A 23,796-nucleotide genomic window follows, 5' to 3' on the forward strand; every position below is an offset into this window, starting at 1 on the left:
TGTTTAACATTCAGGAGTCAGAAATGAGCCAAGTCACTGTACGTTCCGTGGTCTATCAGCTGGATGGCCAACCTTATGAAGGTCGTCTGGCGTTCGACGCCGAGCACCAGGGCGCGCGCCCGGGCCTGTTGATGGCGCCGAACTGGATGGGCGTCAGCGCCGGTGCCGAGGAGATCGCCAAGTCGGTCGCGGCCAAGGGCTACGTGGTTTTGATTGCAGACGTGTACGGCCAGGCGGTACGTCCGCAGAATGGCGATCAGGCCGGCGCGGCGATGATGCCTCTGAAAAACGACCGTGCGCTGCTGCGCAAGCGCATGCAGGCCGCGTTCGAGCAGTTGCAGAAGCAGGGTGAAGCGGCAGTCGATACGTCGAAGTTGGCGGTGTTCGGTTTCTGCTTTGGTGGTTGCTGTGCGCTGGATTTGGCGCGCACCGGTGCGCCAGTGAAGGCCGCCGTATCGTTCCACGGCACGCTCGACTCGCCGAACCCGGCCGATGCGCAGAACATCAAGGGCTCGGTGCTGGTGTTGCACGGTGCCTCCGACCCGTTGGTGCCGAAAGAGCAATTGCCGGCGTTTGAAGATGAGATGAACGCGGCGAAGGTCGATTGGCAGTTGCTCAGCTACGGCGGTGCGGTGCACTCGTTTACCGATCCGCATGCCAATGTGCCAGGCAAGATGATGTACGACGCGAAGACCGCCAAGCGTGCGTTCAAGTCGATGCATGATTTGCTGGAAGAAGTGTTCAAGGGCTGATTTTTCGGCGCTTTTACTGGCCTCTTCGCGAGCAAGCCCGCTCCCACATTGGGATTGTGGTGTGTATAAGTTCTGAGTACACCACAAGTCCCCTGTGGGAGCGGGCTTGCTCGCGAAGGCTTACTAACCCGCGACACAACACTCAGGGCAGTTCGATTCGCTCAACTTCCCCCGGCACCGTCGGCCAATCCCCGGCCGCCCATTTGCGCCGCGCCTCATCAATCGTCGCCGGATCGCTCGCAACAAAATTCCAGTTGATTCGCCGTGGCCCGTCCAGCGGTGCGCCGCCGAACACCACCGCGTGCACATCGCTCTCGGCAGACAGGCTCAGCTCTTCCCCGGCGGGCAATACCACCAGTGCATGTGGCTCAATCACCTCGCCATTCAACTGTGCCTCCCCACTCAACACATAAATCGCGCGTTCCGCATGCTCGGTCGGAATCAGCAATGTGGTCGCGGTCTGCATCTTCACTTCCGCGTACAGCGTAGGAGAAAGCACCGGCACCGGCGATTCCAGGCAAAAGCCTGACCCGGCGATCATCCGAATCTGCACGCCAAGGTTATCGCTGACCGGCAGGGTTGCCGCCGGGTGATGGCTGTAATGTCCCGGGCCTTGCTCGTGATCCTTGGGCGAGGCCAGCCAGATCTGCAAGCCGTGCATGGTGAAGCTTTGCTCCCACAACGGCTCGGGTGTGCGCTCGACGTGGGCAATCGCACTGCCGGCGGTCATCCAGCTGACATCGCCGGCGCTGACCACCTGATCGGAGCCAAGGCTGTCCTTGTGCTGGATCTGCCCTTCGAACAGGTAGGTCAGGGTCGACAGACCAATGTGCGGATGCTGTCGGATGTTCATGCCTTTGCCCGTCGGATAAACCGTCTCGAGCATGTGGTCGAAAAACACGAAAGGCCCGACGCTGCGACATTTGGCTGACGGCAGCGGGCGCAGGATCGGCTGGCCTTCGACGTCTTCGGCGCGCGGGCGGATGATCAGTGGTTGCGTATCCATGGTGCATTCCAGGCTGAGCGGGTGATGCCAGAAGCATAACCCGCCGCTGGCATGAGGGAGATTACTGACTGTCGAAGCCCTGTGGGGCGTGGGTTTCGATGCTGACGTCGGTGGTGGTCATCAGTTTGTGGATCGGGCAGCGATCGGCCACGCGCAGCAGTTCTTCACGCTGGGCATCGGTGAGGACACCCTTGAGGGTAAGCGTCACGTGTAGGACGTATTTGCCTTTCTGCTCTTCGCTGTTGTCGCGTTTGACCTCTACCCCCACGCCGGTCAGCGGGATGTCTTTCTTCTTCGCGTACATCTTCAGGGTCAGGGCCTTGCAGGCACCGAGTGCGGCGTCGAAGTAGTCGTGTGGCTCGGGTGCCGAGCCTTCGCCGCCGGCAGACTTCGGTACGTCGGCAAACAATTCGTGGTCATCGATTTTTACGGTGTGACGAAAACCTTCGGCGGAGACGGTATTGACGGTAACAGTCATGGCAACCTCACTGGCAGTAGGAAAAGTCGTGCGATCAAAAAAGACCTTGCAGTTATAGAGCATTCCTACGGAGGCGCGTTCCACTTTCCTGCAGGATGAACCCTTGTCATCGGCTCAAGGTCTAGGCTATGCCTACCTGCCGGAGATTACTTGTGTCCTTGTTTCGTTTGAGTCTTGCCTGCCTGCTGGCCTTTGCCGGCCCCGCCAGCGCCCGCGATTACACCTACAGCGATGCGCACCTGCACTACGTGGATTTCTTCCAGGAAACCGCCGGCATGGCGAAATTGCTCACGGCCATGCAGGACAATTCCATCGACCATGTGATGATTTCCGGTATTCCCGTGGCGAAGAAGTGGCACGAGGACGAACCCAAGCGTCCGCGCTATTACGCCGGCGATGATGCCGATGCCTACTGGTACAGCGCCACCGATGTGATCGTTGCCGATGCGGTGCAAAAGCTGACTCCGGAGCAGCGTCAGCACTTTCATCCGTTCCTGTCGGGCTTCAACCCCAACGACAAGAATTCCGCCGCGCACATCCAGCGCATGCTCGACCTGTATCCGGGGCTGTGGCAGGGCATCGGCGAGGTGTTCACCCGCCATGATGACCTGACGGCGCTGACCGCCGGCGACACACCTCGGGCCAATAACGAAGCGATGAAGCGGATTTATCACCTGGCAGCGGAAAATGATCTGCCAGTGATGCTGCATTCCAATATCACCTCCAAGCGTGAGAGAAATCCGCTGTACCTGAAGGAAATCGAGGAGCCGCTGCGTAATCACCCGCACACGCGTTTCATCTGGGCTCACGCCGGTACCAGCGCCGAGATCCATCGGCACCAGACGCAGCTGAAATTCCTCCTGCCCACCGTGAGCCGGATGCTTGAGGCCTACCCGAACCTGTTCATTGATCTGTCGTGGAGCATGCTCAGCCCTTATTTGCTGGACGAGCAGGGCAAGCCGCGAGCGGAATGGCTGGCATTGGTGGAAAAATACCCTGAGCGCTTCATGGTCGGTTCGGATGTTGTCGGCCGATTCAACAAGCTCGGTCAGGAAATGCGCAGCTTCACGCCGTTCCTTGATGCCTTGCCTGAAGAAATTGCGCGTAAGGTCGCCCGGGATAATTTCCTGGCGATATTGCCGCGAACAGCGGCAAAGTCCGGGAAACCGCGCTGAATCGTTAATGCCGAGGGTTCGAAGTATCAAGGCCTTTTGATATCACCTTTTGGTCTTACGCAAATTTTCGCCGGGCCGATACCTTCTAAAGCAACCAGCTGCAGGGTTGATGCAGCGCTTTTGGAAGGAACCAAAGTAATGAGCATCCGTAGTCTCAATATCGCGCCGCGTGCCGGCCTGGGTTTTGGTGTACTGGCGCTGATGGTATTTGCCTTGGGGGCGTTCGCCCTGCTGCAAATGTCGAACATGCGCGCCCAGTCTGATGAGGTCGACAACAACTGGCTGCCGAGCGTGATGGCGGTCGGCGAGATGAGTCAGGACATGCTGCGCCTGCGCGCGCTGACCATGCGCCTGCTGCTCAATCGCGATCCGCAGGCGCTGGAGCAGAACGTTACCAAGATCAATGAGCTGCGCGGCGTTTTGAGCGAAGCGCAGCAGCGCTATGACGTGCTGATCGTATTGCCCGAGGAGCGAACGCTGTTCGATCGCTTCAAGGTCGCCGAGCACAAATATCTGGAGCTGCAGGCGCAGGTCATGCAGTTGTCTGCACAGAATCGTGTCGAGGAGGCCGCAACGATCCTCAACGGTCAGATGAGCCCTTTGGCTGACGACATGGCGGTGACCCTGAAGGAGCTGGTCGAGCTGAACAAGCACAACGCTAACCTCGCTACCGAAGCCGCGCGGCTGGTGTTTATCAATTCGCGGGTGTGGGTCGGGGTGATGATCGGTATTACGGCGCTGATCACCATCGGTCTGGCGTTGCTGTTGACCCGCAGTATCGTCCTGCCTCTGGCGCAGTCGCTGGGCGTGGCCGAAGTGGTGGCCGGCGGCGATCTGACCGGCGATATCAGTATTTCCGGGAAGGACGAGCCGGCGCGACTGCTGCAGGCGCTGAAAAGCATGCAGCACAACCTGCGCGACACCATCCGGCAGATTTCCGAGTCGTCCAGCCAACTGGCTTCGGCGTCGGAAGAGCTGAGCTGCGTCACCGAGGACGCTACGCGCGGGCTGCACCAGCAAAGCCTGGAGATCGAGCAGGCCGCCACGGCGGTCAATCAGATGACTGCCGCCGTGGAAGAGGTGGCGAGCAACGCCGTGGCAACCTCCGAAGCGTCACACGAGTCTGACCGCATTGCCCAGCATGGGCGCGAGCAGGTCCGGCAGACCGTGACTTCAATCGAATCGCTGGCCGAGGATGTCACATCCAACGCAGCGCAGGTCGAGGATCTGGCGCAGAAGGTTCACGGCATCAGCAAGGTGCTCGATGTGATCCGCTCGATTGCCGAGCAGACCAATCTGCTGGCGTTGAACGCGGCGATCGAGGCGGCACGGGCCGGTGATGCTGGTCGCGGGTTCGCAGTGGTCGCTGATGAAGTGCGGGCGCTGGCGCATCGCACTCAGCAATCGACTCAGGAAATCGAGCAAATGATCGGTGGCATTCAGCAGGGCACCGATTCGGCGGTGAGCTCCATGCAGCAGAGCAACATCCGTGCGCATTCGACCCTTGAGCTGGCCAAGGCTGCAGGTGTGGCGTTGGAGGAGATCGCCTCAGCGTTCACCTTGATCAACGAACGCAACCTGGTGATCGCCAGTGCCTCGGAGGAGCAGGCGGCGGTGGCGCGGGAGGTGGATCGCAATCTGATGAACATCCGCGATCTGGCGATGCAGACGTCGGCGGGGGCGAATCAAACCAGTGCGGCGAGCCAGGAGCTGTCGCGGCTGGCAGTGGATTTGAACAATATGGTGGCCAAGTTTTCGGTCTGAGCTGACCCTTGATGATTGCACTCACCCCCTGTGGGAGCGGGCTTGCTCGCGAAGGCGTTGTATCAGATACATCTTCGTTAGCTGGCAGACCGCTTTCGCGAGCAAGCCCGCTCCCACAGTAGTTGTGTGTCGTTCGGGGAATCGCAGGCACAAAAAAGCCCCGCATTGGCGGGGCTTTTCGTTGTAGCGGCGGATCAGCTGCCTTTGACAGGCTTGCCGTTGACCGTACCGTCCTGGAGCATGATGTTGTACTCCTTGCCGTCGGTTTCGACCTGTTGCAGGCGGACCAGCAGGTAATCCCAGTCCTTGGCGAACCACAGGACAGTGATGCGCTTGCTTTGTGTCGGGTCGCGCACGCGCTCGACTTTGATCGCATCGATCTGGCCGGCCTTGGTGTCGACTTTCTCGGCACCCAGTACACGGAAGTCATAGGTATCGACATCGCTGCCATCGACCACTTGATAGCTCATGGTCTTTTTGCCGGCGGCCAGGTCGTGCTGCAGTGCCAGCTGGTAGGTGGATTTGTCGACCATGCCACGGTTCAGTGCAACCTTGACCGGATCGCCGCGATCGGTGCCGGTGACCATCTTGGCGTTCCAGTCGAAGTCCAGATCCATTTTCTTGGTTTTGCCCAGACCACCACGTTCGAAGTGGTAGGACTGTGGCAGCAGGGTGTCCTTGTCCAGAGTCAGGGTGCTTTCTTCGGTCAGGCTGGCGATCATCATCGACGCCTTGAAGCTGAGTTTCCAGACGCCGTTGGCTTCCTTGGTCAGGCTGCGTTCGGCGGTGCCGCTCATGGGCAACTGTTTCCAGTCGGCGGTGTAGCTGGCGGAGAACGGTTGAAGGTCTGCCGCCTGCGCAAAGGGCAGGGCGAACAGAGCGCAAGCGAAGAGCAGGGCGCGACGCATAAAATCTCCTAGTGTCGAATCAAGTGGCCGCTGGCCGCGAGTAACTGGCCATCCAGTAAAGCACCTTGTTCACCAAGTGCCAGCCGGCCTTCGGCAAACCAGCGTACGGCCATCGGGTAGATCAGGTGTTCCTGGACATGCACTCGCTGCGCAAGTGTCTGCGGCGTGTCGTGCAACTCTACCGGTATTACTGCCTGTACGACCAGTGGTCCACCATCGAGTTCCTCGGTGACGAAGTGCACGGAGCAGCCGTGCTCGGCATCGCCGGCCTCCAGCGCGCGCTGATGAGTGTGTAACCCTTTGTATTTGGGCAGCAGCGACGGGTGGATATTGAGCAGGCGACCCTGGTAGTGACGCACGAAATCAGCGCTGAGAATGCGCATGAAGCCGGCCAGTACCACGAGTTTCGGTTTGAATTCGCCGATCAGTTCGATCAGGGCAGCATCGAAGGCCTCGCGACCTTCGAAAGCCTTGTGATCCAGCGAGCGGGTGGCGATACCCGCGTCACTGGCGCGTTGCAGGCCGTAGGCGTCGGCGCGGTTGGAAATCACCGCAGCGATGCGAACCGGGCTGTCGCCGGTCCGCGTGCTGTCGATCAGAGCCTGCAAGTTACTGCCGGTGCCGGACAACAGCACCACGACATCACAGGTAGGCATTAGTGAGCCTTGAGGTTTTTCAGCTCGACCTGTGCAGCGCCTTCGGCAGCGGCAGCGATCTGGCCGATGACCCAAGGCTGTTCGCCGGCGTCACGCAGGGTGTTCAGGGCCACTTCAACGTGCTCCTGAGCCACGCAGATCACCATGCCCACGCCGCAGTTCAGCACGCGGTGCATTTCGGTCTCGTCGACGTTGCCTTTCTCTTGCAGCCAGTCGAAGACCGCCGGGCGAGTCCAGCTGGCCACGTCAACCACGGCCTGAGCGCCTTTTGGCAGAACGCGAGGGATGTTGTCCAGCAGGCCGCCGCCAGTGATGTGGGCCATGGCTTTGACCGCGCCGGTGTCTTTGATCAGCTTGAGCAGCGGCTTCACATAGATGCGGGTCGGAGCCATCAGCAGGTCGGTCAGCGGTTTGCCGTCGAGCTGGATGTTTTCGATGTCGGCGCCGGACACTTCGATGATCTTGCGGATCAGCGAGTAGCCGTTGGAGTGCGGGCCGGACGATGGCAGGGCGATCAGCGCATCACCGGTGGCGACTTTCGAGCCGTCGATGATTTCGGCTTTTTCCACGACGCCGACGCAGAAGCCGGCCAGATCGTAGTCTTCGCCTTCGTACATGCCAGGCATTTCAGCGGTTTCGCCGCCGACCAGGGAGCAGCCAGCCAGTTCGCAGCCTGCACCGATACCGGTGACCACGGTGGCAGCTACGTCGACGTTCAGCTTGCCGGTGGCGTAGTAGTCGAGGAAGAACAGCGGTTCTGCGCCGCACACCACCAGATCGTTGACGCACATGGCGACCAGGTCCTGGCCGATGCTGTCGTGCTTGTTCAGGTTCAGCGCCAGGCGCAGCTTGGTGCCGACGCCATCAGTACCGGAAACCAGCACCGGCTGTTTGTAACCGGCCGGGATCTCGCAGAGGGCGCCGAAACCGCCCAGGCCGCCCATGACTTCCGGGCGCGCAGTGCGCTTGGCGACGCTCTTGATGCGTTCGACCAATGCTTCACCGGCGTCGATGTCTACACCGGCGTCCTTGTAGCTCAGGGAGGGTTGCTTGCTCATGATCCAGGCCTTTAGGGGAGGGGATTCAGGGGTAACGACCGAGTTCAGCGGGAACATCGAAATCGAGAGGGCGATGGCCTTACGCGAATTTCGGGGTGCCCGGCTGTTGCCGGTCTGCGAAGGCGCGCGATTTTATCAGGCTTGAGGGGCAGCGGCCATCCTCGCGCCGACGGGCAGGGGCATAATCGACTGAAATTTTTTGCAATTGTGCCGGGCGGCTGCCTGTATAAGGTGTGCCGATTAACCGTCTATCGTTATCACTGTGCAAAAACTTACCGCTGCCGTGTGAATGTTTTGCGATGGCAGATTGTCACAGCCTTGCTTAACCGGTTCACGCGGCCTGTTCCAGCCGCTCCTGTCGACGGGAATTTTCCATGCGTTTTTGTAAATTGTTGGTTGTGGGTTGTTTGTCGGTCGTCAGCCTGGCGAGTCATGCCGAAAACCTCAAAGGTCTTTATCAAGTACGCCAGCCGGTGAGCAGTCAGGCCCCGGAAGAGCGTGATCGCGCCACGCAGGCGGCGCTCGATACGCTGGTGTTGCGTCTGACCGGTGACCCCAAAGCCCCGCAGAATCCGGGGCTGGCGGCGATTCGCAAGGACCCGCAGCAGATCATCAGCCAGTTCGGTTTCGATGCCGGGCCGCCGGAGGTGCTGAAAGTCGATTTCGATCCGGCCACCACCGAGCAGGCGCTGCGTCGGGCCGGGCTTTCGTTGTGGGGGGCGAGTCGGCCGTCGATTCTGAGCTGGTGGCTGAACGATTCGACTGAAGGCTCGAGTCTGGTCGGCGATGGTCAGGCTGCGGCTGCACCCCTGCGTTCTGCGGCTCAGCATCGTGGCTTGCCGCTGCGTTTGCCGCTGGCGGATCTGAGTGAGCAATTGGTCGCCACGGCGCCGGTGCTCGATGGCACCGATCCTGCGCCTTTGCGCGGGGCCTCGGAGCGTTACGGTGCGGATGCCTTGCTGGCGGTGCATGCGCACGAACAGGGCGGGCAGTGGCAAGCCAGCTGGCATCTATGGCTGGGCGATCAGAAAGAGGCCGGTAATGTGCAGGGCGCCGATCAGGCCGCGGTGGCTGATGCGGTGATGCTGGCGGTGGCCGAGCGTCTGGCGCCGCGATTTGTCGCCAAGCCTGGCGCTTCGGGTCAACAGACGCTGGAAGTGCAGGGCATGAATCTTGAGCATTACGCCACGCTGCTGCGGTTACTCGAACCGTTCGGTGTGCGTCTGCAAAGTGTCGAGGGTGATCGCATCGTGTATCGGGTCAACGGCAGTGCCGATCAGTTGCGTTCGCAATTGTCGCTGGCGAAGTTGCAGGAGTTGCCGGCCGAAGCACCGACGCCAGTGGCAGCGCCGCAGCCAGCCGTCGCAGGTGCGGCGCCTGTTGCGGCTCAGGCGCCTGCACCGGTAGCGCCTTCGTTGCGGTTTCGCTGGTAAGTCTTTCCTTATATAGAAGCAGGAGTGATACATGGCCGATTCGCGGCGTTGGTTCTGGCTCGGTGGGGTAGTCCTGCTTTGCGCGTTTGTCTGGTTGCTGCATCCGATCCTCACACCGTTCCTGGTGGCGCTGCTGCTGGCGTATCTGTTCGATCCGCTGGTGGATCGCCTGGAACGTCTCGGCATGTCACGCACCTGGGGCGTGATCGCGGTGTTTGCGTTGTTCACTCTGATCGTCACGACGTTGCTCTTGGTGCTGGTGCCGATGCTCGCCAAGCAGTTGGTGCGCTTGTACGAACTGGCACCGCAGATGCTCGACTGGCTGCAGCACACTGCCCTGCCGTGGGCGCAGTCGAAGCTGGGGTTGTCGGACGGCTTCTGGAAGTTCGACAAGGTCAAGGCAGCGATCAGCGAGCACATGGGCCAGACGACCGACATCGTCGGTGTGGTGTTGAGTCAGGCGACGGCCTCGAGTCTGGCGCTGATCGGCTGGTTGGCGAATCTTGTGCTGATTCCGGTGGTGAGTTTCTACCTGCTGCGCGACTGGGATGTGATGATGGCCAAGATCCGCAGCCTGCTGCCGCGTGATCGTGAAGAAACCATCGTCTCGCTGGCGGGTGAATGCCACGAGGTGCTCGGCGCGTTTGTGCGCGGACAGTTGCTGGTGATGCTGGCGCTGGGCGTGATCTACGCCGCGGGCCTGATGATTGTTGGTCTGGAGCTTGGGCTGTTGATCGGCCTGATTGCAGGCCTGGCGGCCATCGTGCCGTACATGGGCTTTGTGATCGGCATTGGCGCGGCGCTGATTGCCGGGCTGTTCCAGTTCGGTGGCGATCTGTATCCGATGATCGGGATCGTCGCGGTGTTCATGGTCGGCCAAGCCCTGGAAGGCATGGTCCTGACGCCGCTGCTGGTGGGCGACCGGATCGGCCTGCATCCGGTGGCGGTGATCTTTGCGATCCTGGCCGGTGGCGAGCTGTTCGGCTTTACCGGCGTCCTGCTGGCACTGCCGGTGGCGGCGGTGATCATGGTGCTGGTGCGTCACGTGCACGATTTGTACAAGGACTCGGATATCTACAGCGGGACAGATGAGCCCGAGTTGTAATCCGATCGCGGGCGGCCCGGCATTGAGCCGGGTTGGCCTGCGTTTTGCGCAGGGTTCGCACGGCAGTGCGTCAGAGAAACTGTCATAAAACCAGCGCATTAACGCAAACCTTTGATTTTGCTTGGGGTCTGTCGCATTGTGCGCTCCGCTTCACGGGTATAAACTTCGCAAACTTTACACAGAGGCCACTAACGGTTCCTTGAGAACTGTTCAGTCAGCATGAAACCGATTCAGCTGCCCCTAGGTGTGCGTCTGCGTGACGACGCCACCTTCATCAACTACTACCCAGGCGCCAATGCCGCTGCACTCGGCTATGTCGAGCGCCTATGCGAAGCCGACGCCGGCTGGACCGAAAGCCTGATCTACCTGTGGGGCAAGCATGGGGTAGGGCGTACGCACCTGTTGCAGGCGGCTTGCCTGCGTTTCGAGCAGATGGGTGAGCCAGCGGTTTATCTGCCACTGGCCGAGCTGATGGATCGTGGTATCGAAATCCTCGACAACCTTGAGCAGTACGAACTGGTCTGCCTGGATGACTTGCAGGTGATTGCCGGCAAGGCAGACTGGGAAGAGGCGATGTTTCATCTGTTCAACCGTCTGCGTGACAGCGGTCGGCGCTTGCTGATTGCTGCTTCAACCTCGCCACGCGAGTTGCCGGTGAAACTGGCCGACCTGAAATCGCGCCTGACCCTGGCGCTGATCTTCCAGATGCGCCCGCTTTCCGATGAAGACAAATTGCGTGCCCTGCAATTGCGCGCTTCGCGTCGCGGTCTGCACCTGACCGATGAAGTCGGACACTTTATTCTGACCCGCGGCACCCGCAGCATGAGTGCATTGTTCGACCTGCTCGAACAGCTGGATCAGGCCTCGTTGCAGGCGCAACGCAAGCTGACGATTCCGTTCCTGAAAGAAACCCTCGGCTGGTAGCCAGCCCTTGAAATACGCGGGCTGGAGCACGTTTCGGCATATTTCAGGCGCCAGAAAATCCGCTTTTCCACACCGTGTGCAGACCGCGTATCGATTGAAATGGGCTTAAGCGCTTAGATGTAAACGAGAAACCGGGAAGTCACAAAAAGATCGATTGAATTTGCAAATGAGGCCGATAGCGGGCATAGTCTCGGCTTCTTTACAACTTCAGCCACGGTCGTGCCCATGCTAAATCGCTTCGCACCCCTCGTGCCTCTCGCACTCGTCACCCTGTTGTTCGGTTGCGCTGCTCATTCTCCAGTTCAAGAGCAGCCTCAACAGGTAAAAAATTCCGCCACGGCTCAGTCTTCCGTTATTTATCAGGAAGAGCTGGCCACCGAAAAAGAACTCGCCGATTTCAACGGCAAGAAGCCATACGAGCTTCCGGTTCTGGCCGACAGCATCCTCGAACGCGGCATGTCCCTGATCGGTACCCGTTACCGTTTCGGCGGTACCTCTGAAGCCGGTTTCGATTGCAGCGGTTTCATCGGTTACCTGTTCCGCGAAGAAGCCGGCATGAATCTGCCGCGCTCCACACGCGAGATGATCAACGTGGACGCCCCTCTGGTCTCGCGCAGCAACCTTGAGCCGGGCGATCTGCTGTTCTTCGCCACCAATGGTCGTCGCGGTCGTGTGAGTCACGCCGGGATCTACCTGGGTGACAACCAGTTCATCCACTCCAGCAGTCGTCGCAGCGGCGGTGTTCGCATCGACAGCCTGGGTGACAGCTACTGGAGCAAGACCTTCATCGAAGCCAAACGCGCCCTAGCGATGGCACCGACCGTGGTCACCGCTCGCAAGTAATTCCTCCGTTGTCGCCACGTCCGTGGCGACAAAAACGGTGCCCGGCCAGGGAGTAGACCTAGACTTTACAAGGTGAAGTTAAAGTCTTACTTGAAGTTTGCCGCGTAGCCGCTAGAATCCTGTATCTATATTGATGGCAAACCGCCTGCGTGCTCCGCAGGCGGTTTTGTTTCTGTCCGTTCGGCAGAGAAAGCCGCAGCCAGATCGGGATGTTCTGCTTATGACGATGTCGGCCCGCCTCACAGTGATCTTCTTCGCAGCGCTGCTCAGCGCCTGTGCCAGCCGCACTCCGCCGCCTGCGCCCGTCGTACGCGCCCCGGTGGTGTTCGGGCCTTCCCAAGCTTTTTCGCCTGCTGCTGAAGACGTGCTGTTTCGCGCGCTGGGCCTGGTCGGCACGCCTTATCGCTGGGGCGGCAACACACCAGACTCCGGGTTTGATTGCAGTGGCCTGATCGGTTTCGTCTACCGCGATGCCGCCGGTATCTCGTTGCCGCGCTCCACCCGCGAGATGATCGTGATGCAGGCGCCGAATGTCGGCAAAGAGGGGTTGCAGGCCGGCGACCTGATCTTCTTCGCCACCAACGGCGGCTCGCAGGTCAGTCATGCGGGGATCTACGTCGGGGAAGGGCGTTTCGTGCATGCGCCGGCGACGGGCGGCACGGTGAAGCTGGACAGCCTGTCGAAGGCGTACTGGCAGAAGGCGTATCTGAGTGCCAAGCGGGTGTTGCAGCCGGAGCACCTGGCGCATAACCCGTAAACGTTGAAAATCTAAATGTGGGAGCGGGCTTGCTCGCGAATGCGGTGTGTCATTCACCCATGATGTTGAATGACCTGGTGCTTTCGCGAGCAAGCCCGCTCCCACATTTGTTATGTGTCGGGCCCTGATTTATTTAGCGGACGACACCCGCCACACCTTGTTCCCCACATCATCCGCCACCAGCAAACCACCTTGCTGGTCGATCACCACGCCCACCGGGCGGCCCAAGGCGTTCTCATCCTTGTCGAGGAACCCGGTCAGCACATCGATCGGTTGTCCGTTCGGTTTGCCGGCGGCGAACGGTACGAAAATCACTTTGTAGCCACTGTGCGGTTTGCGGTTCCACGAGCCGTGCTGGCCGATGAAGGCGCCCTCCTTGAATTGCGCCGGCAGGCTGTTGCCATCGGCGAACGTCAGGCCCAGCGAGGCGGTGTGCGGGCCAACGGCGTAGTCCGGGGCGATGGCTTTGGCCACCAGATCCGGATTCTGCGGTTTTACTCGCACATCCACGTGTTGACCGTAATAGCTGAATGGCCAGCCGTAAAAACCGCCGTCCTTGACCGAGGTGATGTAGTCCGGCACCAGGTCGCTGCCGATTTCGTCACGCTCATTCACCGCTGTCCACAGCGCACCCGTGGTGGGTTCCCAGGCAAGACCGTTGGGGTTGCGGATGCCCGAGGCGAAAATCCGGTGGTTGCCGGTGGCACGATCGACTTCCCAGATCGCTGCGCGACCTTCTTCTTTATCCAGACCATTCTCGCCGACGTTGCTGTTCGAACCGACGGTGACGTAAAGCTTGCTGCCGTCCTTGCTGGCGATGACGTTCTTGGTCCAGTGGTGGTTCAGGGTGCCGCCCGGCAGGTCGGTGACCTTGATCGGCTGCGTCTTGATCTCGGTCGCGCCGGGTTCGTAGTGGAAGCGCAGCAGGCGATCGGTGTCAGCGACGTACAGGTCATTGCCGACCAGGGTCATGCCAAACGGCGAATTGAGGTTTTGTAGAAACACCGTGCGCGTTTCGGCCACGCCATCGTGGTCGGCGTCGCGCAGCAGGGTGATGCGGTTCGGGCTCGGCACGCCAGCACCGGCCTTGCCCATGACTTTCTTCATCACCCAGCCACGAATGCCGGTGCTGTCATCGGGTTTCGGTGGGGCGTTGGTTTCCGCCACCAGCACGTCGCCGTTGGGCAGGACATAGAGCCAGCGCGGATGGTCGAGGCCTTCGGCAAACGCTGCCACTTGCGTGCCGGCTGCAGCGGTCGGTTTGCCGCCGGCGGGCCAGCCGATCGCCGGGGCGATGTTCACCGTCGGGATCAGGGTTTTGTTCGGTTCAGGCAGTTTCGGTGACGGGCCGGTGCCGTCGGAAACTTGCAGGCTGGAGGATTCACCACAGGCGGCGAGCCCTCCGGCGAGGGCGATGACGAGAGCGAGTTGGGTTTTGCGCATTACTGATCTTCCCTATGAATGCATGCCTAATCATAGAGGAGCGCGCGCACCCGATGGTTCAACCGCTCAACCGCGGGCCTCTTTGAACAGCACGGCGATGCCCGGGTGATAGTTGCCCGCTTCGCTGCGCAATTTGCGGTAGGCATAGGGGAAATACCAGGCTACTGCGCAGCAGTGTTCCTTTTGCAGGTCGTCAACCATGTCCTGCAACTCTTCGGGGCTGGCGCTGTGCTGGGCCTTCTGCGGGGCGACGAACAGGCAGCCGAGCTTGAGGTCGCTGGCAAAACTGATGCGTTTGGCGTCGCTGGTGATCTCCAGCAGAGCCTGGGTCAGGTTGAGGTTGTTGACTCGCGGCCAGCGCTGGGTCGCCTGAAGGTAGGCGCGGTCTTCGGCCCCGGCGATGAACAGGTCGGCGCGGGCGTTGCGTTCGCCGTCCTCGTTCTGTTTGCGGGTGGCGGTATCGCAAAGGGTTACCAGCTCGGCCATCCATGCCGCCGCGGAGAGCAGTCCGAGATTGGCTTTCTCGTCATGCCAGTAAGGGGTGTCGTTGTCGCCGCGTACAGCGTTGTAGCGGTCGATACAGTCAAACCAGCGTTCAAGCATCGGGCGCAGGAATTCCAGGCGCGGGTTGCTGATGATCATGCCTTGCATCGTCATCATCCTTATTGTTGTGATGTGCTTTTTCAACCAAAAGCATGGCTCTTTGATATCACTTGTCTCAGTGTGGCACAAGATTGGCGTCAGATAATTGATCGGCGGCAGTTATTCGCCCGAGGGCCCCCTCTTTAATTGACGCTCCACCCCCAACCCTCTAACCTTCGCGGCTTGTTTCAGGTGCTCTGTGACCTGTGTCGACAGAGTGAAACAGGGAAGCCGGTGAGGGTTGTCTTCAGGCGAAGAACGATCACGATCCCGGCGCTGCCCCCGCAACGGTAAATGAGTGAAAACTGTGCATTGAGCCACTGTGTCGACGACGCGGGAAGGCGCGCAGTCAGGCGATTCGCCGCTCATGAGCCCGGAGACCGGCCTGATCCATCCAGCGGCATCACGGTGGGCGATGCCAGGCTTTTTGCCGTCTATTCTTGTGCCTGCCCGCCGTTATCCAGCCTCAACGGAGAGCTCCCCCATGACCGATTCCCCCGAGCGCGACGAACGCCATCTGGCGCGTATGCAGCGCAAAAAAGCCGTGATCGACGAACGCATCGCCAATTCGCCTGACGAATGCGGCCTGGTGCTGGTGTTGACCGGCAATGGCAAAGGTAAAAGCAGCTCGGCGTTCGGCATGCTCGCCCGCGCCATGGGCCACGGCATGCAGTGCGGCGTGGTGCAGTTCATCAAAGGTCGCAACAGCACGGGCGAAGAACTGTTCTTCCGCCGCTTCCCCGAGCAAGTGCGCTTTCACGTGATGGGCGAGGGCTTCACTTGGGAAACCCAGGACCGCCAACGTGACATCGCCGCCGCCGAAGCCGCGTGGGCCGTATCCCGCGAGTTGCTGCGCGATCCGTCGATTGGCCTGGTGGTGCTGGACGAGCTGAATATCGCGCTCAAGCACGGCTACCTCGATCTGGATCAGGTGCTCAGTGACTTGCAGGCGCGTCCGCCGATGCAACACGTGATCGTCACCGGTCGCGCGGCCAAGCCGGAAATGATCGAGATGGGCGATACCGTCACCGAAATGGGCATGCTCAAACACGCCTTCCAGGCCGGCATCAAAGCGCAGAAAGGCGTCGAACTTTGAATCAACCACGTCACTGCCCGGCGGTACTCATCGCCGCGCCGGCCTCCGGTCAGGGCAAGACCACCGTCACTGCCGCGCTCGCTCGCTTGCATCGCAACCAGGGGCGCAAGGTGCGCGTGTTCAAGTGCGGCCCGGACTTTCTCGACCCGATGATTCTCGAGCGCGCCAGCGGTGCGCCGGTGTATCAACTGGACATGTGGATGGTCGGCGAGCAAGAAAGCCGCCGCCTGTTGTGGGAAGCCGCCGCCGAAGCCGATCTGATCCTGATCGAAGGCGTGATGGGCCTGTTCGACGGCACGCCGTCCAGCGCCGATCTGGCGCGGCATTTCGGCGTGCCGGTACTCGGCGTGATCGACGGTACCGCCATGGCCCAGACCTTTGGCGCGTTGGCGCTGGGGCTGGCGCGTTATCAGCCGGATCTGCCGTTCGCTGGCGTGCTGGCCAACCGTGTCGGCACTTTGCGTCATGCGCAATTGCTCGAAGGCAGCCTCACCGAAGGTTTGCGCTGGTACGGCGCATTGTCCCGGGAAACCGGGATCGAGTTGCCGAGCCGCCATCTCGGTCTGGTGCAGGCCAGTGAACTGAATGATCTGGATCTGCGTCTCGACGCCGCCGCCGAAGCCTTGGCCAGCAGTTGCGAGGTAGCGCTGCCACCGGCCGTGGCATTCGCCGCGCCCGAAGTGATCCCTGCTGAACCGCTGCTCGACGGCGTGCGCATTGCTGTCGCTCGCGATGAGGCTTTTGCCTTCACCTATGGCGCCAGTCTCGATCTGCTGCGGGCGATGGGCGCCGAGTTGAGCTTCTTCTCGCCGATCCGCGATACCCAACTGCCCGAGGCCGACAGTCTGTATCTGCCCGGTGGTTACCCGGAATTGCACCATGTCGCGCTGGCGCAAAACACCTCGATGCTCGACGCGATCCGTGCGCACCACGCCGCCGGCAAGCCGTTGCTCGCCGAATGCGGCGGCATGCTCTATCTGCTCGACGCGTTGACCGACGTTGACGGCACCCGTGCCGAACTGGTCGGGCTGCTGCGCGGTGAGGCGGTGATGCAAAAACGTCTGGCGGCACTGGCACTGCAAGCGGTGGATTTGCCGGAAGGTTCGTTGCGCGGTCACACCTATCACCATTCCCTGACCAGTACCGAGCTGACGCCGATTGCCCGAGGCCTGAGTCCGAATGGCGGGCGCGGGGCGGAGGCGGTTTATCGGGAGGGGCGGATGACTGCGTCGTACGTGCATTTCTACTTTCCGTCGAATCCGACTGCGATTGCCGCATTATTTGCGCCAGACCTCAAGGTCGCCTTCGCGAGCAAGCTCGCTCCCACAGGGGATCGCGTTTCTTGAGCAAGCACCCCGTCCAATGTGGGAGCGAGCTTGCTCGCGAAGAGGCCATGACCGACAACGCATATTCCGAGGCCGAGCGCACAGCGATCTATAAAGCCATCGCCGAACGCCGCGACATGCGCCACTTCACTGGCGGCACGGTCGAGCCAGAGCTGTTGCGCCGCCTGCTCGAAGCCGCGCATCAGGCGCCCAGCGTCGGCCTGATGCAGCCGTGGCGCTTCATCCGCATCAGCGATCGCGCCTTGCGCGGGCAGATTCAGCATCTCGTCGAAGAAGAACGCATCCGCACCGCCGAAGCCCTCGGCGAGCGCAGCGATGAGTTCATGAAACTCAAGGTCGAAGGCATCAACGACTGCGCCGAAGTGCTGGTCGCAGCGTTGATGGATGATCGCGAAAAACACATTTTCGGTCGTCGTACGCTGCCGGAAATGGACATGGCTTCGCTGTCCTGCGCGATCCAGAATTTGTGGCTGGCGTCCCGCGCCGAAGGACTGGGCATGGGCTGGGTTTCACTGTTCGAACCGCAGGCACTGGCCGATCTGCTGCAGTTGCCGGCCGGGGCCAAGCCGCTGGCAGTGTTGTGCCTGGGCCCGGTCAAGGAATTCTATCCGGCGCCGATGCTGGTACTCGAAGGGTGGGCGCAGGCGCGCCCGCTCAATGAGTTGCTGTACGAAAATTATTGGGGAGTGAGTCAATGAGTGTGGCGTTGTTGAGTGTCGCCGCGGTCGCGCTGGATGCGCTGCTGGGTGAACCGAAACGCTGGCATCCGCTGGTGGCGTTCGGCAATTTTGCCGGGCGCATCGAGCGCCGTTTCAATGCGGGCGGGCGTGGCTGGCGCAGTCACGGGGTCACTGCGTGGGTGATCGCCGTGTTGCCGCTGACCTTGCTCGCCACCGCGTTTTCCTGGGCACCGTACGTGGGCTGGATCGTCGAGATTCTGGCGCTGTATTGCGCCCTTGGCATGCGCAGCCTCGGTGAGCATGTCGCGCCGGTAGCCGCGGCCTTGCGCGCTGATGATCTGCAAGAGGCGCGCAAACGCGTCGGCTATCTGGTCAGTCGCCAGACCAGCGAACTGGACAGCACCGCCGTCGCTCGCGCCGCGACTGAATCGGTGCTGGAAAACGGCAGTGACGCGGTGTTCGCCGCGCTGTTCTGGTTTGTCGTGGCCGGCGCGCCGGGGGTGGTGCTCTATCGCCTGAGCAATACCCTCGACGCGATGTGGGGCTATCGCAACGAACGCTTCGAGCGCTTCGGCTGGTGCGCGGCAAAAATCGACGACGTGCTCAATTACATTCCGGCACGGCTGGTGGCGCTGACCTACGCGCTGCTGGGCAACACCCGACTTGCCTGGCAATGCTGGCGCAATCAGGGGCCGCAATGGGACAGCCCTAACGCCGGTCCGGTGATGGCGGCTGGCGCCGGTGCATTGGGTGTCGAACTGGGCGGGCCAGCGATCTATCACGGCGAACTGCATGAGCGTCCACAACTGGGTGAAGGTCCGCCAGCCGATGCCGATTCGATTGATCGCGGCTGGCAATTGGTCCAGCGCGGGGTATGGTTATGGCTGCTGATTCTCTGCGTGGGGGCTGAATTCTATGCTTGAGCACGGTGGCCGGCTGCGCAAGGCTGCACTCGATTACGGGATTGCCGAGGCTGACTGGCTCGACCTGTCCAGTGGCCTCGCGCCGTGGCCATTTGCGGTGCCGGAGATTCCGTTGCGCGCCTGGGCACGCTTGCCGGAAACCGATGACGGGCTGGAGCAGGCCGCGTGCGATTACTACGGCGCCTCGCAGGTGCTGCCGGTGGCCGGTTCGCAAATGGCGATCCAGTTGCTGCCGCGCTTGCGCCGCGCCGGCAAGGTCGGCGTGTTGTCGCCGTGTTATGCCGAGCACGCCGAAGCCTGGCGCCGCAGCGGTTACATCGTGCGCGAAGTGCTGGAGCAGGAAGTCGAATTCTTTCTCGACAGCCTCGACGTGCTGGTGGTGGTCAATCCGAACAACCCCACAGGCCTGAGCCTGACCCCGGCGCGGCTGCTCGATTGGCACGCGCGGCTGGCTCAGCGTGGCGGCTGGCTGGTGGTCGATGAAGCGTTCATGGACAACACGCCGCAGCTGAGTCTGGCGCCGCATACCCACCAGATCGGTTTGATTGTGCTGCGCTCGTTCGGCAAGTTTTTCGGTCTGGCCGGAGTGCGTCTGGGCTTTGTGCTGGCCGAGCGCAAATTGCTCAGATTGCTCGCCGAACAGGTCGGACCTTGGGCGGTCAGCGGGCCGACACGGGTGCTCGGTCAGGCCTGTCTGCAAGACACCGAAGCGCACACCCGGCAACGTATTCGCAGCGATGAAGCCAGTGAACGTCTGGCGCTGCTGCTGGAGCGCTACGGCTTCAAACCCCACGGCGGTTGCGCGTTGTTTCAGTGGCTGATCACCGAGCACGCGCCTGCGCTGCACGAATTCATGGCCCGACGCGGCATCCTCCTGCGCATCTTCACCCACAACAGCAGCCTGCGTTTCGGCCTGCCGGCCAACGCCGCTGAAGAAGCGCGTCTCGAACAGGCGCTGCAAGCCTTTGCCAAGGAATCGAAATGACCACCCTGATGGTGCAAGGCACCACGTCCGACGCCGGTAAAAGCACGCTGGTGACGGCGCTGTGCCGCTGGGCCACCCGTCAGGGTGTGGCGGTGGTGCCGTTCAAGCCGCAAAACATGGCGCTCAACAGTGCAGTGACCGCCGACGGCGGCGAGATCGGTCGAGCGCAGGCGGTGCAGGCGCAAGCGGCGCACCTCGAACCGCACACCGACATGAACCCGGTGCTGCTCAAGCCCAACAGCGACACCGGCGCGCAGGTGATCATCCATGGCCGCGCGGTCACCAGCATGAACGCGGTGGCGTATCACGACTACAAAGCCATCGCCATGCAAGCTGTGCTCGCGTCGCACCAGCGACTCAGCGCAGCGTATCCGCTGGTGATGGTCGAAGGCGCTGGCTCGCCGGCCGAGATCAATCTGCGTGCCGGTGACATCGCCAACATGGGCTTTGCCGAAGCGGTGGATTGCCCGGTGCTGCTGATCGCCGACATCAATCGCGGCGGCGTTTTCGCTCATCTGGTCGGCACGCTTGAACTGCTGTCGCCGAGCGAACAGGCGCGGGTCAAGGGCTTCATCATCAACCGTTTTCGCGGTGACATCGCCTTGCTGCAACCGGGCCTCGACTGGCTGGAACAGCGCACCGGCAAACCGGTGGTCGGCGTGCTGCCGTACGTGATGGATCTGCACCTGGAAGCCGAGGACGGCATCGACCAGCGCCAGACCGACAAGGCCGAGCAAGTGCTGAAAGTGGTGGTGCCGGTGCTGCCGCGCATCAGCAATCACACTGACTTTGATCCGCTGCGTTTGCATCCGCAGGTCGATCTGCAATTCATCGGCCCGGGGCAGGCGATTCCGGCTGCCGACTTGATCATCCTGCCCGGCTCGAAAAGCGTGCGCAGCGACCTCGCGTATCTGCGCGCCAATGGCTGGGATGCGGCAATCAATCGGCACCTGCGTTATGGCGGCAAGTTGCTGGGGATTTGTGGCGGTCTGCAAATGCTTGGCGAGCAAGTACACGATCCGCTGGGCCTGGAAGGCGCGCCGGGATCCAGTGTCGGACTGGGTTTGCTGGCGTTCGAAACCACGCTGGAAGCCGAGAAGCAATTGCGCAATGTGCGCGGGCATCTGGCGCTGGAAAACGCCGAGGTCAGTGGCTATGAAATCCATGCGGGCGTGACGGTGGGGCCGGCGCTCGAGAGTCCGGCCGTGCATCTGGATGACGGTCGTTGCGACGGCGCGCAGAGTCTGGATGGGCAGGTGTTCGGCACTTATCTGCATGGCTTGTTCGAATCACCGCAAGCCAGTGCCGCGTTGCTGCGCTGGGCCGGGTTGAGCGATGTGCAGGAGGTGGATTACCACGGCTTGCGCGAGCGCGATATCGAGCGGCTGGCGGATCTGGTGGAGCAGCATCTGGATACCGGGCTGCTGCGTCAGCTCTGCGGGATTTAGGCTGGCTGTTACGGCCTCTTCGCGAGCAGGCTCGCTCCCACTTTGGAACGCATTCCCAAGTGGGAGCGAGCCTGCTCGCGAAGGGGCCGGTTGCCTCAATACATAAATGACAGGACACCTCCATCCTCCACAGGGGAGTGAGGTGTTTCAGCCACTGCGGTCACTGTGGGAGCGGGCTTGCCCGCGAAGAGGGCGATTGCCTCAACACATAATTTTCAGGATGTCCCCATGCTCCAACTGATCCTCGGCGGCGCCCGCTCCGGCAAAAGTCGCCTGGCGGAAAAACTCGCCAGCGCCAGCCACCTGGCGGTCACTTACATCGCCACCAGCCAGCCGCTGGACGGCGAGATGAATGAACGCGTCGCCCATCACCGCGCGCGGCGTCCTGTGGAGTGGACGCTGATCGAAGAGCCGCTGCAACTGGCCCGTGTCCTGCGTGAAAACGCCAGCGCCGAGCGTTGCCTGCTGGTGGATTGCCTGACGCTGTGGCTGACCAATCTGCTGATGCTCGATGACGCCGCGCGTCTCGCTGCCGAGCGCGAAGCCCTGCTGGACTGCCTGGCGTCATTGCCGGGAGAAATCATTTTTGTCAGCAACGAGACCGGAATGGGTGTCGTGCCGCTGGGCGAATTGACTCGCCGCTACGTCGATGAAGCCGGTTGGCTGCATCAAGCTCTGGCCGAGCGTTGTCAGCGAGTCGTCCTGACCGTCGCCGGCCTGCCCCTGACCCTGAAAGGACCTGCGTTATGACCCAAGCGTGGTGGTTGAACCCGTGCCAATCCGTGAATGCGGAGATCGTTGAACAGGCGGCGGCGCGCCAACAGCAACTGACCAAACCGGCCGGCTCCCTCGGTCGCCTCGAAACCGTGGCGGTGCAACTGGCCGGATTGCAGGGGCAGATCAAACCGACGATTGAACAGGTGTGGATCGCAATTTTTGCCGGCGATCATGGCGTGGTCGCGGAAGGTGTTTCGGCGTTCCCGCAGGAAGTCACCGGGCAGATGTTGCTCAACTTCGTCAGCGGCGGTGCGGCAATCAGCGTGTTGGCGCGGCAGCTCGATGCGCGTCTGGAAGTGGTCGATCTGGGCACGGTGACACCGTCGTTGAATCTGCCGGGCGTACTGCATCTGAATATCGGCCCGGGCACAGCGAATTTCGCCAAAGGCGCGGCGATGACCCAGGCACAGGGCGAACTCGCGTTGCAGGCCGGTCGTGACAGCGTGCTGCGGGCCAAAGCTGCTGGCGCACAGTTGTTCATTGGCGGCGAAATGGGCATCGGCAACACCACCGCCGCCAGTGCGCTGGCCTGTGCCTTGCTCGATTGTCCGGTGGTGCACTTGACCGGTCCCGGCACCGGGTTGAATGCCGAGGGCGTCAGCCATAAAGCGCAAGTGATCGAGCGCGCACTGGCGCTGCACTCGGCGCAACGTGGCGATGCGCTGCAAACCCTGTTCAACCTCGGCGGTTTTGAAATCGCCGCACTGGTCGGCGCGTATCTGGCCTGTGCGCAGGAAGGCGTCGCGGTGCTGGTCGACGGCTTTATCTGCACGGTCGCTGCGCTGGTGGCGGTGCGGCTGAATCCGGCCTGCCGCGAGTGGCTGCTGTTCGGCCACCGTGGCGCCGAGCCGGGCCATCGCCACGTGCTGGAAACCCTCAACGCTGAACCGCTGCTGGAGCTTGGCTTGCGTCTGGGCGAGGGCAGTGGGGCGGCGTTGGCTGTGCCGCTGTTGCGTCTGGCCTGCGACCTGCACGGGCAAATGGCGACGTTCGCCGAAGCCGCGGTGGCGGATCGTCCGGCATGACGTTGCGTCTGGACCTGCTGCGCCACGGTGAGACTGAACTGGGCGGCGGTTTGCGCGGCAGCCTCGATGATGCGCTGACTGAAAAAGGCTGGGCACAGATGCGTGCCGCCGTGGTGGCGGGTGGGCCGTGGGACCGGCTGGTCAGTTCGCCGCTGCAGCGGTGTGCGCGGTTTGCTGCCGAGCTGGGCGAGCAATTGAATCTGCCGGTTCATTTGGACAAGGATCTGCAGGAATTGCATTTCGGTGCCTGGGAAGGGCAGAGCGCAGCGGCGTTGATGGAGACTGATGCCGAGGCGCTGGGGCTGTTCTGGGCCGATCCATATGCCTTCACGCCGCCGCAGGGCGAACCTGTCAGTGATTTTGCGGCTCGCGTGCTCGGCGCGGTGGCGCGTTTGCATCAGGCCTATACCGGCGAGCGCGTGTTGTTGATCAGTCATGGCGGCGTGATGCGCCTGCTGCTGGCGCAGGCGCGTGGTTTGCCGCGAGAGCAGTTGCTCAATGTCGAAGTCGCGCATGCTGCGCTGTTCGCGCTCAGCGTCGAAGCCGATGGCGTGCTGAAGGAAGGTCACTGA

General features: G+C 61.6%; 24 protein-coding genes and 1 riboswitch. Of the genes, 17 read left to right on the plus strand and 7 right to left on the minus strand.

Annotation, left to right across the window (positions count from 1 at the left end; translation table 11 throughout):
- The first annotated feature begins 23 nt into the window (after positions 1 to 23).
- Entirely contained in the window at positions 24 to 752 is a 729-nt protein-coding gene (locus tag V9L13_RS00900; RefSeq protein ID WP_338801190.1) for a dienelactone hydrolase family protein, read from the plus strand.
- A gap of 142 nt (positions 753 to 894) precedes the next feature.
- Here V9L13_RS00900 and V9L13_RS00905 read toward each other — a convergent pair whose 3' ends face one another.
- Both V9L13_RS00905 and V9L13_RS00910 read right to left on the minus strand, forming a co-directional pair.
- Positions 895 to 1,758 carry a pirin family protein gene (locus tag V9L13_RS00905; RefSeq protein ID WP_201138362.1) on the minus strand — a complete coding sequence of 288 codons (864 nt, stop codon included), beginning with the start codon at positions 1,756 to 1,758 and terminating at the stop codon, positions 895 to 897.
- A 61-nt stretch (positions 1,759 to 1,819) separates the two neighbouring features.
- Entirely contained in the window at positions 1,820 to 2,236 is a 417-nt protein-coding gene (locus V9L13_RS00910) for an OsmC family protein (protein ID WP_003223035.1), read from the minus strand.
- Between the two features lie 152 nt (positions 2,237 to 2,388).
- On the opposite strand from V9L13_RS00910, the gene V9L13_RS00915 reads away from it, so the two are divergent.
- The gene (locus V9L13_RS00915; protein WP_338801192.1) at positions 2,389 to 3,411 is read left to right on the plus strand and encodes an amidohydrolase family protein; all 1,023 of its coding nucleotides are present in this window, start codon (positions 2,389 to 2,391) and stop codon (positions 3,409 to 3,411) included.
- A 138-nt stretch (positions 3,412 to 3,549) separates the two neighbouring features.
- Positions 3,550 to 5,175: a methyl-accepting chemotaxis protein gene (locus tag V9L13_RS00920; RefSeq protein ID WP_338801193.1), complete on the plus strand. Its 1,626-nt coding sequence runs from the start codon at positions 3,550 to 3,552 to the stop codon at positions 5,173 to 5,175.
- A 194-nt stretch (positions 5,176 to 5,369) separates the two neighbouring features.
- On the opposite strand, the gene V9L13_RS00925 is transcribed toward V9L13_RS00920, so the two are convergent.
- The 3 genes from V9L13_RS00925 to purM are packed head-to-tail and all read right to left on the minus strand — an operon-like array spanning position 5,370 to position 7,797.
- Entirely contained in the window at positions 5,370 to 6,083 is a 714-nt protein-coding gene (locus V9L13_RS00925) for a DUF3108 domain-containing protein (protein ID WP_045122349.1), read from the minus strand.
- Positions 6,084 to 6,091: 8 nt separating this feature from the next.
- Entirely contained in the window at positions 6,092 to 6,739 is a 648-nt protein-coding gene (gene purN / locus V9L13_RS00930) for a phosphoribosylglycinamide formyltransferase (protein WP_338801194.1), read from the minus strand.
- Complete coding sequence (purM, locus tag V9L13_RS00935; protein WP_338801195.1) at positions 6,739 to 7,797, minus strand: phosphoribosylformylglycinamidine cyclo-ligase; 1,059 nt, start codon at positions 7,795 to 7,797, stop codon at positions 6,739 to 6,741. The genes purN and purM overlap by 1 nt, the downstream gene beginning before the upstream one ends.
- A gap of 374 nt (positions 7,798 to 8,171) precedes the next feature.
- Between purM and V9L13_RS00940 the strand changes: the two genes are divergently transcribed.
- From V9L13_RS00940 to V9L13_RS00960, 5 genes are all read left to right on the plus strand, one after another.
- Positions 8,172 to 9,230: a DUF2066 domain-containing protein gene (locus tag V9L13_RS00940; protein ID WP_338801196.1), complete on the plus strand. Its 1,059-nt coding sequence runs from the start codon at positions 8,172 to 8,174 to the stop codon at positions 9,228 to 9,230.
- 31 nt (positions 9,231 to 9,261) lie between these two features.
- Entirely contained in the window at positions 9,262 to 10,335 is a 1,074-nt protein-coding gene (locus tag V9L13_RS00945) for an AI-2E family transporter (RefSeq protein WP_003223041.1), read from the plus strand.
- 219 nt (positions 10,336 to 10,554) lie between these two features.
- A complete protein-coding gene (hda, locus tag V9L13_RS00950) occupies positions 10,555 to 11,259 on the plus strand; it encodes a DnaA regulatory inactivator Hda (RefSeq protein ID WP_003223042.1) in 705 nt (234 codons plus the stop codon).
- 225 nt (positions 11,260 to 11,484) lie between these two features.
- Positions 11,485 to 12,102, plus strand: a complete 618-nt coding sequence (locus V9L13_RS00955) for an NlpC/P60 family protein (RefSeq protein ID WP_003223044.1) — start codon at positions 11,485 to 11,487, stop codon at positions 12,100 to 12,102.
- Positions 12,103 to 12,322: 220 nt separating this feature from the next.
- Positions 12,323 to 12,859 (plus strand): C40 family peptidase, encoded by a 537-nt coding sequence (locus V9L13_RS00960; RefSeq protein WP_338801197.1) that lies wholly within the window; start codon positions 12,323 to 12,325, stop codon positions 12,857 to 12,859.
- A gap of 129 nt (positions 12,860 to 12,988) precedes the next feature.
- Here the strand turns inward: V9L13_RS00960 and V9L13_RS00965 are convergent, their stop codons facing one another.
- Together V9L13_RS00965 and V9L13_RS00970 are read right to left on the minus strand one after the other, a co-directional pair.
- Complete coding sequence (locus V9L13_RS00965; RefSeq protein ID WP_103521556.1) at positions 12,989 to 14,302, minus strand: sorbosone dehydrogenase family protein; 1,314 nt, start codon at positions 14,300 to 14,302, stop codon at positions 12,989 to 12,991.
- A 66-nt stretch (positions 14,303 to 14,368) separates the two neighbouring features.
- The gene (locus V9L13_RS00970; protein WP_103485439.1) at positions 14,369 to 14,953 is read right to left on the minus strand and encodes a hypothetical protein; all 585 of its coding nucleotides are present in this window, start codon (positions 14,951 to 14,953) and stop codon (positions 14,369 to 14,371) included.
- Positions 14,954 to 15,117: 164 nt separating this feature from the next.
- A riboswitch (cobalamin riboswitch) is annotated at positions 15,118 to 15,348 on the plus strand.
- An 80-nt stretch (positions 15,349 to 15,428) separates the two neighbouring features.
- Between V9L13_RS00970 and cobO the strand changes: the two genes are divergently transcribed.
- From cobO to cobC, 9 genes are all read left to right on the plus strand, one after another.
- A complete protein-coding gene (gene cobO, locus V9L13_RS00975; RefSeq protein ID WP_003223053.1) occupies positions 15,429 to 16,040 on the plus strand; it encodes a cob(I)yrinic acid a,c-diamide adenosyltransferase in 612 nt (203 codons plus the stop codon).
- Entirely contained in the window at positions 16,037 to 17,386 is a 1,350-nt protein-coding gene (locus V9L13_RS00980; protein ID WP_338801198.1) for a cobyrinate a,c-diamide synthase, read from the plus strand. Before cobO ends, V9L13_RS00980 begins: the two co-directional genes overlap by 4 nt.
- A 47-nt stretch (positions 17,387 to 17,433) precedes the next feature.
- Positions 17,434 to 18,084 (plus strand): 5,6-dimethylbenzimidazole synthase, encoded by a 651-nt coding sequence (gene bluB / locus V9L13_RS00985; RefSeq protein ID WP_103521553.1) that lies wholly within the window; start codon positions 17,434 to 17,436, stop codon positions 18,082 to 18,084.
- On the plus strand, positions 18,081 to 18,989 hold the full coding sequence (gene cbiB / locus V9L13_RS00990; protein WP_338801199.1) for an adenosylcobinamide-phosphate synthase CbiB: 909 nt from the start codon (positions 18,081 to 18,083) through the stop codon (positions 18,987 to 18,989). The genes bluB and cbiB overlap by 4 nt, the downstream gene beginning before the upstream one ends.
- On the plus strand, positions 18,982 to 19,974 hold the full coding sequence (gene cobD / locus V9L13_RS00995; protein WP_338801200.1) for a threonine-phosphate decarboxylase CobD: 993 nt from the start codon (positions 18,982 to 18,984) through the stop codon (positions 19,972 to 19,974). Before cbiB ends, cobD begins: the two co-directional genes overlap by 8 nt.
- Entirely contained in the window at positions 19,971 to 21,422 is a 1,452-nt protein-coding gene (locus tag V9L13_RS01000) for a cobyric acid synthase (RefSeq protein ID WP_338801201.1), read from the plus strand. The genes cobD and V9L13_RS01000 overlap by 4 nt, the downstream gene beginning before the upstream one ends.
- Positions 21,423 to 21,650: 228 nt before the next feature.
- On the plus strand, positions 21,651 to 22,172 hold the full coding sequence (cobU, locus tag V9L13_RS01005; protein ID WP_338801202.1) for a bifunctional adenosylcobinamide kinase/adenosylcobinamide-phosphate guanylyltransferase: 522 nt from the start codon (positions 21,651 to 21,653) through the stop codon (positions 22,170 to 22,172).
- On the plus strand, positions 22,169 to 23,224 hold the full coding sequence (gene cobT / locus V9L13_RS01010) for a nicotinate-nucleotide--dimethylbenzimidazole phosphoribosyltransferase (RefSeq protein ID WP_338801203.1): 1,056 nt from the start codon (positions 22,169 to 22,171) through the stop codon (positions 23,222 to 23,224). Before cobU ends, cobT begins: the two co-directional genes overlap by 4 nt.
- Positions 23,221 to 23,796, plus strand: coding sequence for an alpha-ribazole phosphatase family protein (cobC, locus tag V9L13_RS01015; RefSeq protein WP_338801204.1), 576 nt, complete (start codon positions 23,221 to 23,223; stop codon positions 23,794 to 23,796). The genes cobT and cobC overlap by 4 nt, the downstream gene beginning before the upstream one ends.

This window comes from Pseudomonas sp. RSB 5.4 (assembly GCF_037126175.1).
In the GTDB taxonomy this organism is placed as follows: Bacteria; Pseudomonadota; Gammaproteobacteria; order Pseudomonadales; family Pseudomonadaceae; genus Aquipseudomonas; species Aquipseudomonas fluorescens_H.